Below are 8,950 nucleotides of genomic sequence, written 5' to 3' on the forward strand. Positions count from 1 at the left end.
ATTGGTCGCGCGGTCAATCACTCCCGCCTGCTAAAGCCACGCCCAGACCAGCGCGACGTTGGCCGCGCAAGCCACCAGCAGCGCGACCGTGAGCGTGAGTTGGACACGCTGGCAGGAGTGGGTCTGGAGGATCGTTCTCATGGCCGAAACATCCAGCGATTCTAGCCGAGGAGTCTCGGGGATTCTTTTTTCCGGGATTCATGACTCGTTTACGACTCAGGGACTCCGCCAAAATACCGCCGAAACGGACCATTTTTGCCTTCCCGAGCTCTGAAGGAATGGCATAGCAGCCAAGCCTGAAACCCAAATGGGGCTGCAACGTTGACCGTTTTTCTTGGAGCCCCCCTGCATGCCCTACGCGCTGTTCTGCCAAGAGGCCAAGCTGAGCAAGGCCTATCCGACCGAGGCCGATGTCTGGAGGCTGGCCCGACAGTCGGGGCTCGTGGTCGATGCGGTTTCCGATGAGGAAAGATCCGAACCGCGACCGGTGCTGGACAATGACTACGAAATCAGGCCCTGCCAGCCGGACCCGGACGAAGATCCGGCGCGCAACAAGGCCGAGGCCGAGCGCGACGCCCGATCGGTGCTGCAGTTGGGTTCGAAAGCGGCCTGACGCAGCCGCTTCGCGGGTATTGCTGGCGGAGATAGAGGCGCAGGCGACCAGCCCCGCCTTACGGCCGGAGGAAAAAATCGAACGATCGCCTTCTTAAGGCGTCGCGGCTGCCAGTGAAGCCTGTTCCGAGGCGAGCACGACGCAAGCCTTGCGACGGTTCAGTCCCCTGATCGCGCCGGTCACCTTGAGCACCTTCCCGACCGGACAGTTGGCGTCCTGCACGAAGGCGATTTCATAGGGAGCAAGGATGAGCGGTTCTGATTTCAGGACAGTCTGGGCAAAGCATGGCAGCGACGCTGCGGAAAATATCAGCCCTAACGCAAAAGCACGCATGTTTGATTGTCCAACCAGCCGATTGGATCATAATAGCCGAAGATGACAAAAAGTTGCGTGCACCGCGAAAATTATTTTTTGCAGGGTGCCAACAGCTGCGGATAGCCGTTCGTGCCCTCCTGCAGCGCCTCCTGAAAACAAAAAGGCCGGCTTCCCGCCGGCCTTTTCTCGCCTGGTTACGTAGCAAGCCCGTCAGTATTTGGAGGCCGCGGGGCCACCCCAGCCAAACCGGTAGTTCACGCCGACCTTGACGGTGTGTTCGTCGTTCCGGAAGCTCTGGCCGGTGATGTCGGCGGGGCCAGCCGTGAAGGTGGTCTTGCCGAAATCATAATACTGGTACTCGGCCTTGGCCGACCAGTTGGGCGCGAACATGTATTCGAGACCGCCGCCGACCGTGTAGCCGTCCTTGCGGTTGCCGTTGGTGGTAAAGCCCGCCGGCAGGCCGCCCACGGTGACACCGAGATTGTTGCCGTCCCGCCAGGCATAACCGCCCTTGGCGTAGAGCAGCGCCGGACCCCAGGTGTAGCCGACCCGGCCGGTCACCGAACCGAGCTGGTCGGTATTGCTGGTCACCAGCGTACCGCCCGGGAACAGCACGCCATTATTGCTGCCGCCGTTCAGCCAGCTGTACTGGGCTTCGGCACCCACCACCCAGTTGGGCGCGAACTGGTAGTCGAAGCCGCCCTGCACACCGCCGAGGAAGCGCGCGTCGCTGCTTTGCAGGGAGTCGGTGCCCGCAAAGGCCCCGCCGACGTGGCCGCCGATGTAGAAACCGGTCCAGTTATAGACGAGCGCCGGCGCGGTGTAGGCCGGCGCCTTGGTATAAGGGCGAGGCTGGATGTCCGCCGCGAAAGCAGGAGCCGCCATTGCGGCCAGCGCGGCAGCGCCGAGCAAAATCTTTTTCATCTTCATTCCCCGTGACTAGCGTTCCGTCATCAAGCCAAACAACGTGACCTCAATTAGGTTGCTTTGCGGCAATGCCGGAGCACCTGACGGTGATCAACTGTGACGGCGCGGCAACAAAGCGCTTTAGTTCCCTCGCATATAAGGTTTTTTCCTGCGTTAACTGGCGGGTATCCCGCTTTGTTGATGTCGGAGATAACTAAGGCAAGGTTCAAGGGTCGCCAAAAAGTGATTGAATTCCGTTCATCTTTTCGAGCCGGAGGACCCTCCGCTAAGCCGGAGGATCCGCCGCTAGAGAGCGCCATTCGGGGTTTCCGGGATGCCCGATTTCAGGCTCCCGGAAGCCCGTCCCGGCTCAATAGCCGGCGACCTCGATCACCGCCTCGGCAAACGCCTGCGGCGCCTCCTGGGGCAGATTGTGCCCGATGCCCCCGGTGATCAGGCGGTGTGCATATCTGCCTGAGAACTTCTTGGCATAGGCGGCAGGATCGGGGTGCGGGGCGCCATTGGCATCGCCTTCGAGGGTGATTGATGGCACCTGGATTACCGGAAACGCGGCGAGCCGCTTCTCCAGATCGTCGTATTTCGCCTCGCCCTCGGCCAAGCCGAGCCGCCAGCGATAATTATGGATCGTAATGGCGACCTGATCAGGATTGTCGAGGGAGGCCGCGCTGCGCTCGAAGGTCGCGTCGTCGAAATTCCACTTCGGCGAAGCCAGTTGCCAGATCAGCCGGGCAAAATCGCTGGTGTATTTCTCATAGCCGGCCCGGCCGCGCTCGGTGGTGAAATAATACTGGTACCACCACGAAAGCTCGGCCTTCGGCGGCAGCGGCGCCTTGTTGGCCTGCTGGCTGCCGATCAGATAGCCACTCACCGCGACGAGTGCCTTGACCCGCTGCGGCCAGATCGCCGCGACGATGTCGGCGGTCCGCGCGCCCCAGTCGAAGCCGGCGATGACCGCCTTCTCGATCCTGAGCGCATCCATCAGATCAATGACGTCGACGGCGAGCGCGCCCTGCTGGCCGTTGCGGAGCGTGTCGCTGGAGAGAAACCGCGTGCTGCCGTAGCCGCGCAGATGCGGGACGATCACCCGGAAGCCGGCCGAGGCCAGGATCGGCGCGACGTCGACGAAGGCGTGAATGTCGTAAGGCCAGCCGTGCAGGAGGATGACCGGGGGACCATCGGCGGGTCCTGCTTCGGCGTATCCGACATTGAGGAGGCCGGCATTGACCTGCTTGATGGCAGGAAACGACGTGTGCGTCCCAGGCTTGATCGCCGTCACCGGTTTGGCGTTACCGGACTGGGCGCCGGCCGGACCAGCAAGGGCGAACTGGGCGGCTGCCAGCGTCGTGGCCGCGGCGCCAAGAAAACGGCGGCGACCAAGGTTGATGGTGTCGGACATTTGGGTCTCCTTCGAGATGCGTCGAATACGATTTATTCGAACGCGATCTAATTAGCGTCATAAATCCTGATGTCAACCCTTCCGATTTAATCGTATCCGATATATATGCTCACCGGACGTCACGATCAGGTGTGTCCGGGAGCATCAGGATGAAACCGACCAAGTCTTCGAACCCAACATCGTCGAGCCCAACGTCTGCGGATCCCCGGCCATCGGATCCCAAGCTCGCCGACTTCCTGTGCTTTGCGGTCTATTCGGCCAACCTCGCCTTTGGCCGGGCCTACAAACCGCTTCTCGATGAACTCGGCCTCACCTACACGCAATACATTGCGATCGTGGCGTTGTGGGAAAACGACAATCAGACGGTTTCAAGTCTCGGCGAAAAGCTGTTTCTCGAATCCAACACGCTGACCCCGATCCTGAAGAAGCTCGAGACCATGGGTTATCTGCGCCGGCAGCGCGATGCCGCCGACGAACGCCAGGTGCTGGTCAGCCTGACCGAGGCCGGGCGCGGCCTCCGCGAAAAACTCGGAGGAAGGAATCTGGTGAAGGCTTCCGGGCTTTCACCGGAGGAATTCCCCAAGCTGCAGAAGGCGGTGGTCACGGTGCGCAACAACCTGATCAAATCAATGCAGGATAAGCCGACCGGCGCGTCGGCAAGCCCCTCTCCCGCGGCGGCAAAGCAACGCGCGTAACCTGAGCGCTGATCGCTACCGCGCCATCTTTTCCAGGTCGGGGAATGGCGCATAGACCGCACCGGCGCAGGGCTCACTGGCGTTTTCAATAATGCGGTCGAGCCGGCCATCGACGTAAAGTATCGCGCGTTCGCGCGGTTCGGCGTAATTGCCGTCGGAATCGCGCGGGCTGAAGCGCAGGCAACTGACGTAACGCAGCCGTCCCCCGACGACGCGTTGTATCGGCTCCGCCATCACGGCGTTACGCACGCCGACCGGATTGTTGAGATAGGTCTTCATGAACGAGACTATCTCGCCCTTGTAATTGTTGGGAAACGGCTGATTGGAGACGCCGCGGTCGTCGGTATAGGTGATGCTCCTGACCTCGTCGCTGCCCGCGCAGGCCGCGAGCACGATCGGCAGCAACACGGTCGCCGCAAATTTTGCTGATGTCCCCAAGCGTAAGTCTTCCACCTGCCCCCGAGGCTATCTCTTAGACCGGGCGGCGCCGAAATGGAATTCGCAACTCGGTTATCGCGCCCGGATTGGACCGCTGAAAACGGCGCCAACCCACGGCCATTGGGGAAGCAATGGCGCGTGGGCTGGCCTGATACCCGCCGGCGCGTCGGGGGCAATGGGATCGAACCGCGCCCGCGGATCAGTTATCAGCCGCGCTTGCCGTGCGGAACGTGCTTGATCACGACTTTCGGGGTGGTGTGCGTCTTCAGCAAGCCGATGTGCTTGTGGTGGCGATGATGGTGGCGATAATGCTTGTGGTGATGGCGGCCCATCCGCGCATTGGCATTGAAGAAATTCGCATTCGCCTGCTCCGCCCTGATCGGCGCGTGCATGGTCTTTCCGGGCGAACCGGCCAGTGCGGGTGCGGCGAGAACCGATACGGCAAGCAGCGCTGCGGAAATGGTCTTGAACATGGTTGTCTCCTCTTCCATGGATCGCAGGACTCTCCGGCCACGTGACCGACCCCTCGCTGATCATGCAGACGACGCTAGCGACCACGCGCTGAACCCGTCGTGAAGCGCGACGCCGGACTTCATTCATCTGCATGACATCTTCGTCATGTTCCCAGCGCAATACGGCCGCAGCGCAAAAATCACGGGAATGGCATTAAGCGTTTGGGAATGTTCCCAACCGCCAGGTGTTCAAATCAACGAGCTTCGGTATAGGATGGATGGCACCATCCTTTTCTACTGATTTTCTCGAAGTCGGGTTTCTTGATCTGTTCAACTGGAGAGACGCATGACCAAACTTGCTATTAGGCTTCTGACGCTGGCGATGTTGACGCTGGCGCTAACGGCGGCTCCCGTCGTCAGCGTGGTCTACGCCGCACCCGACAACGATCCGCCGCCGCCGGCGCAAAAGGCCAAGAAGAAGAAATCCAGCGAAGTGCGCCCGAGCACGCAGGAAGCCGCATTTGCAACCGGTTATCGCGCCGCCTATGCGGCGATCTACGATCGCCACGACTACGCCTCGGCGATCGAACAGTTGAAGGCGCTCGGCCGCGACGACAGCGCCGCGGTCGCCAATCTGATCGGCTACTCCTATCGCCAGCTCGGCGACTACAAGGTGTCGCAGATCTGGTACGAGCGCGCGCTCAAGGCCGATCCGACCCACGTCAAGACCTGGCAATATTACGGCCTGTGGCAGGTCGAACAGGGCAACCGCGAATCCGCGCAATACCATTTGAACAAGATCGCGGCGCTTGCCGGCACCTCGAGCGAGGAATACCGCTCGCTCGCCGCAGCGCTCGAAAAGCCGCCGGGAACCGGTCTGGTTTACTGAGCCGTCAACGGCCCTCGCTTCGTGGCGGGGGGCGCAAGAATACGAGCAAGCATACGAAAATGGATGGGTGCCGACGCGATCCGCCGCCGGCACCTTTCCTTTTTCTGCCAGGCACACGGAAATTGCGCTGCAGCCTGGCCGCTGGGGCCGGTTGCTTCGGATATTTATTAGCGAATCCTTAAGGATGATCTCTTTCCGCCAGCCGGGGCGGGATCGAAGAACCATTTCAACACCCATGCTCCCTAGGCTTTTCACCAAAATGACGCCGCCGCCCTATCGGACCAAGGCCCCGATGGGCTCCAGGCGGGTATCAGGGTTGGATGATGAGCACAGGCGATTACCCCGTGGCCGAAACGCCGGACGTTCTGCTGGCCGCGCTTGAGCGGGCGAACGACGCCGTGCTGATCCTGGATCGCGAGCTTCACGTCAGCTATTGCAACGCCGCGGCCGAGCTGATCTTCGGGCTCAACCGCGCAGCAGCGCTCGGCTGCCATGTCGGCGATCTCGGGCTCAAGGACCTGCAGCATCATCATGTCGCGACCCCGGCCTCGGACCAGGTGAGCCGCAACGACGTTCCACATGGACGCACCGCCGAGATCACGATCGCGCGCAAGGATGGCAGCCGGGTTCGTGTGGCGCTTTGGCTTTCGAACATCGAGATCGACGGTCAATGCCGCACCATCGCATTCGTGCGGGACATCACCAAGGAGGTCGCCCGGCGTGAAAGGCTGGCCCTGCTCTCGCTGGTCGCCGACCGGACCAGCCGCGCCGTCGTCGTCACCGATCGCAATCTGCGGGTCGTCTACACCAATGCCGCGTTTACGGGAATGTTCGGGTACTCGCTTGAAGAGGCGAAGGACCGGCAGGCAGGCGAACTGCTGGTGGGCCGCCATACCGACCGCAGGACGCTGGCCAGGCTGCGACGCTGGGTCGGCGAGGAAGCCGGCGGCGAAGAGGAAGTCCTCGCCTACGACAAGAACGGCGACGAAATCTGGGTTTCGGCCAACGTCAAGACGTTCCGTGACGGCCGCGGACGGTCCAACTACATGTTCGCCCTGCTGACCGACATCTCCGAGACCAAGCAGCTGCGTTCGCTGCAGCAGCTGATCATGAGCGCGCTGGCCGATGAAATGCCGATCGCCGACATCGCCGACCGGCTTTGCCGGCGCGTTGAAGAGATCGCGCCTGACGTCGTCTCCTCGCTGCTTCACATCGACGCCGGCGGACTGGTTCACCCGCTCGGCGGCCCCAGCCTTCCCGAGGACTATTCGCGGGCGCTGGACGGCGTCGCGATCGGTCCGAACATCGGCTCCTGCGGCTCCGCGGCCTATTTCGGCAAGCCGGTGCTGGCGGAGGACATCGACACCGACCCGCGCTGGCAGCCGTTCAAGACCCGCCCGCTCGAGGTTGGCCTGCGCGCCTGCTGGTCCACGCCGATCAAGGGCAAGGACGGGCGCGTGATCGGGACCTTCGCGTTCTATTACCGGGAATGTCGCGCGCCCAGCCGCTGGCATCAGCGGATCGTCGACGCCTGCGTCGATCTCGGCGGGCTCGCGATCGAGCGCAAGGAGGCCCGCGCCCAGATCGCGCGGCTCGCCTATTACGACATGCTGACCGGCCTGCCGAACCGCGCGCGCCTGCGCGATCTGATCCTTGAGGCGACCAACGCCTGCGCCGACGGAGGGCACGTTGCGCTGGCGTTTCTCGACATCGATAATTTCAAGGACGTCAACGATACGCTCGGACACTCGGCCGGCGACGAATTGCTGGTCGGATTTGCCCAGCGCCTGCGCGCGCAGATCCAGCCGGGCGACATGCTGGGGCGCCTCGGCGGCGACGAATTCGTGATCGTGCTGCCGAACCGCAACGCGGCCGAAGCCTCGCTGATGGCGTCGCGATTGACGGAGGCGCTGGTCAATCCGATTCAGATCGGCGCCAAGCAGGTCGCGATGTCCGCCAGCATCGGCATCAGCATGTATCCGGACAACGCCACCGATATCGATACGCTGATCCAGCAGGCCGATGCCGCCATGTACAAGGCCAAGCAGGCCGGCCGCTCCACGTTTCGTTTCTTCAGCGCCGACATGGACCGGCTGGCCGAACAGCGGCTGGCCCACAGCGCGGCGCTGCGGCGCGCGCTCGCAAACGACGTTCTGCAATTGCAGTATCAACCGCAGATCCGGACCAGCGACGGCGGCATTTACGGCGTCGAGGCGCTGGCGCGCTGGTATGATCCCGTGCTCGGCGAAGTCTCGCCTTCGAAGTTCATCCCGCTCGCCGAAGAGTGCGGACTGATCGAACAGATCGGCATGTGGTCGCTCCGCGAGGCCTGCCAACAAATGGCGGAGTGGCGTGCGGCCGGCGTGGATATCCCCTGCGTGTCGGTCAACCTGTCGCCGATCAATTTCCAGAATCCGAACCTGGCCGCAGCGGTCGCCGGGATTCTCGCAGACCATGACCTGCCGCCGGAAGTGCTGATGCTCGAGATCACCGAAGGCGTGATCATGAACGAGCGCTCGGTTGCGATCGAGACGATGCACGCGCTTCGTGACCTCGGGGTCGGCCTTTCGCTGGATGATTTCGGTATCGGCTATTCGAGCCTGAGCCGGCTGGCGCATCTGCCGATCCGCGAGCTGAAGATCGACCGCAGCTTCATGCACGACGTCGAGAGCGACCCCAGCGCGCTGGCGATCGTCACATCGGTGGTTCGCGTTGGCCAGAGCCTGCACCTCACCGTCGTCGCCGAAGGCGTCGAAAGCGACGGACAGCTGAATTTGCTGACCGAACTTGGATGCGACGTGGTGCAGGGATTTCTCTACGCCCGTGCGCTGTCGCCCGACGCGTTCGGCCGCTGGCTGCTCGACCATAGCGCCGCGCAGGCGAGCAGGATGCTGCGACGCGTCGGAAAATCGCTTGCCCGGCCGTCGGATGAGGCTTCGCCGCGCGTATCGTCGGGCCGGAATTCGTAAAGCCACGCGTCGTCCCGGCGTACGCCGGGACGACGGCAGTGTATGTTGTTGCACCATCATCCAAAACGCAGTTTCGCATTCTCGCCGCGCATCGCGCCCGAGCTTTGCCCAGAAATTCCTTACCCTCGAAATGAGAGGGCGCAGGGAAGACCGGGTGCGCGCTGCACCCGCGGTCTCGCGTGCGGTTTGCACAAAACAAAGTGCACACGAGCATACAGGGCAGCGGAGAACACCCGGCCTTCCCTGCGCAATGGCT

General features: G+C 62.5%; 10 protein-coding genes. 4 read left to right on the forward strand and 6 right to left on the reverse strand.

Annotated features, from left to right (window positions below):
* Window positions 1-30: 30 nt before the first annotated feature.
* Window positions 31-141: a glucose transporter gene (locus tag JQ597_RS36660; RefSeq protein WP_212270242.1), complete on the reverse strand. Its 111-nt coding sequence runs from the start codon at window positions 139-141 to the stop codon at window positions 31-33.
* A gap of 208 nt (window positions 142-349) precedes the next feature.
* On the opposite strand from JQ597_RS36660, the gene JQ597_RS36665 reads away from it, so the two are divergent.
* Complete coding sequence (locus JQ597_RS36665; RefSeq protein ID WP_212270243.1) at window positions 350-613, forward strand: hypothetical protein; 264 nt, start codon at window positions 350-352, stop codon at window positions 611-613.
* A 93-nt stretch (window positions 614-706) separates the two neighbouring features.
* Here JQ597_RS36665 and JQ597_RS36670 read toward each other — a convergent pair whose 3' ends face one another.
* From JQ597_RS36670 to JQ597_RS36680, 3 genes are all read right to left on the reverse strand, one after another.
* Window positions 707-946, reverse strand: coding sequence for a hypothetical protein (locus tag JQ597_RS36670; protein WP_212270244.1), 240 nt, complete (start codon window positions 944-946; stop codon window positions 707-709).
* A gap of 192 nt (window positions 947-1,138) precedes the next feature.
* A complete protein-coding gene (locus tag JQ597_RS36675; RefSeq protein WP_212270245.1) occupies window positions 1,139-1,852 on the reverse strand; it encodes an outer membrane protein in 714 nt (237 codons plus the stop codon).
* A 352-nt stretch (window positions 1,853-2,204) separates the two neighbouring features.
* The gene (locus JQ597_RS36680) at window positions 2,205-3,251 is read right to left on the reverse strand and encodes an alpha/beta fold hydrolase (RefSeq protein WP_212270246.1); all 1,047 of its coding nucleotides are present in this window, start codon (window positions 3,249-3,251) and stop codon (window positions 2,205-2,207) included.
* Window positions 3,252-3,400: 149 nt separating this feature from the next.
* On the opposite strand from JQ597_RS36680, the gene JQ597_RS36685 reads away from it, so the two are divergent.
* Window positions 3,401-3,946 (forward strand): MarR family winged helix-turn-helix transcriptional regulator, encoded by a 546-nt coding sequence (locus JQ597_RS36685; RefSeq protein ID WP_212270247.1) that lies wholly within the window; start codon window positions 3,401-3,403, stop codon window positions 3,944-3,946.
* A 15-nt stretch (window positions 3,947-3,961) separates the two neighbouring features.
* Here JQ597_RS36685 and JQ597_RS36690 read toward each other — a convergent pair whose 3' ends face one another.
* Window positions 3,962-4,384, reverse strand: coding sequence for a hypothetical protein (locus tag JQ597_RS36690; protein ID WP_212270248.1), 423 nt, complete (start codon window positions 4,382-4,384; stop codon window positions 3,962-3,964).
* A 206-nt stretch (window positions 4,385-4,590) separates the two neighbouring features.
* On the reverse strand, window positions 4,591-4,857 hold the full coding sequence (locus tag JQ597_RS36695) for a His-rich protein BRANT (protein ID WP_212270249.1): 267 nt from the start codon (window positions 4,855-4,857) through the stop codon (window positions 4,591-4,593).
* A 325-nt stretch (window positions 4,858-5,182) separates the two neighbouring features.
* Between JQ597_RS36695 and JQ597_RS36700 the strand changes: the two genes are divergently transcribed.
* Window positions 5,183-5,725, forward strand: coding sequence for a tetratricopeptide repeat protein (locus JQ597_RS36700; RefSeq protein ID WP_212270250.1), 543 nt, complete (start codon window positions 5,183-5,185; stop codon window positions 5,723-5,725).
* A gap of 323 nt (window positions 5,726-6,048) precedes the next feature.
* Entirely contained in the window at window positions 6,049-8,694 is a 2,646-nt protein-coding gene (locus JQ597_RS36705; RefSeq protein ID WP_212270251.1) for an EAL domain-containing protein, read from the forward strand.
* The last annotated feature ends 256 nt before the right edge of the window (window positions 8,695-8,950 follow it).

Origin of the sequence: Bradyrhizobium sp. AUGA SZCCT0177, assembly GCF_018130125.1 — a bacterium.
Lineage (GTDB): Bacteria > Pseudomonadota > Alphaproteobacteria > Rhizobiales > Xanthobacteraceae > Bradyrhizobium.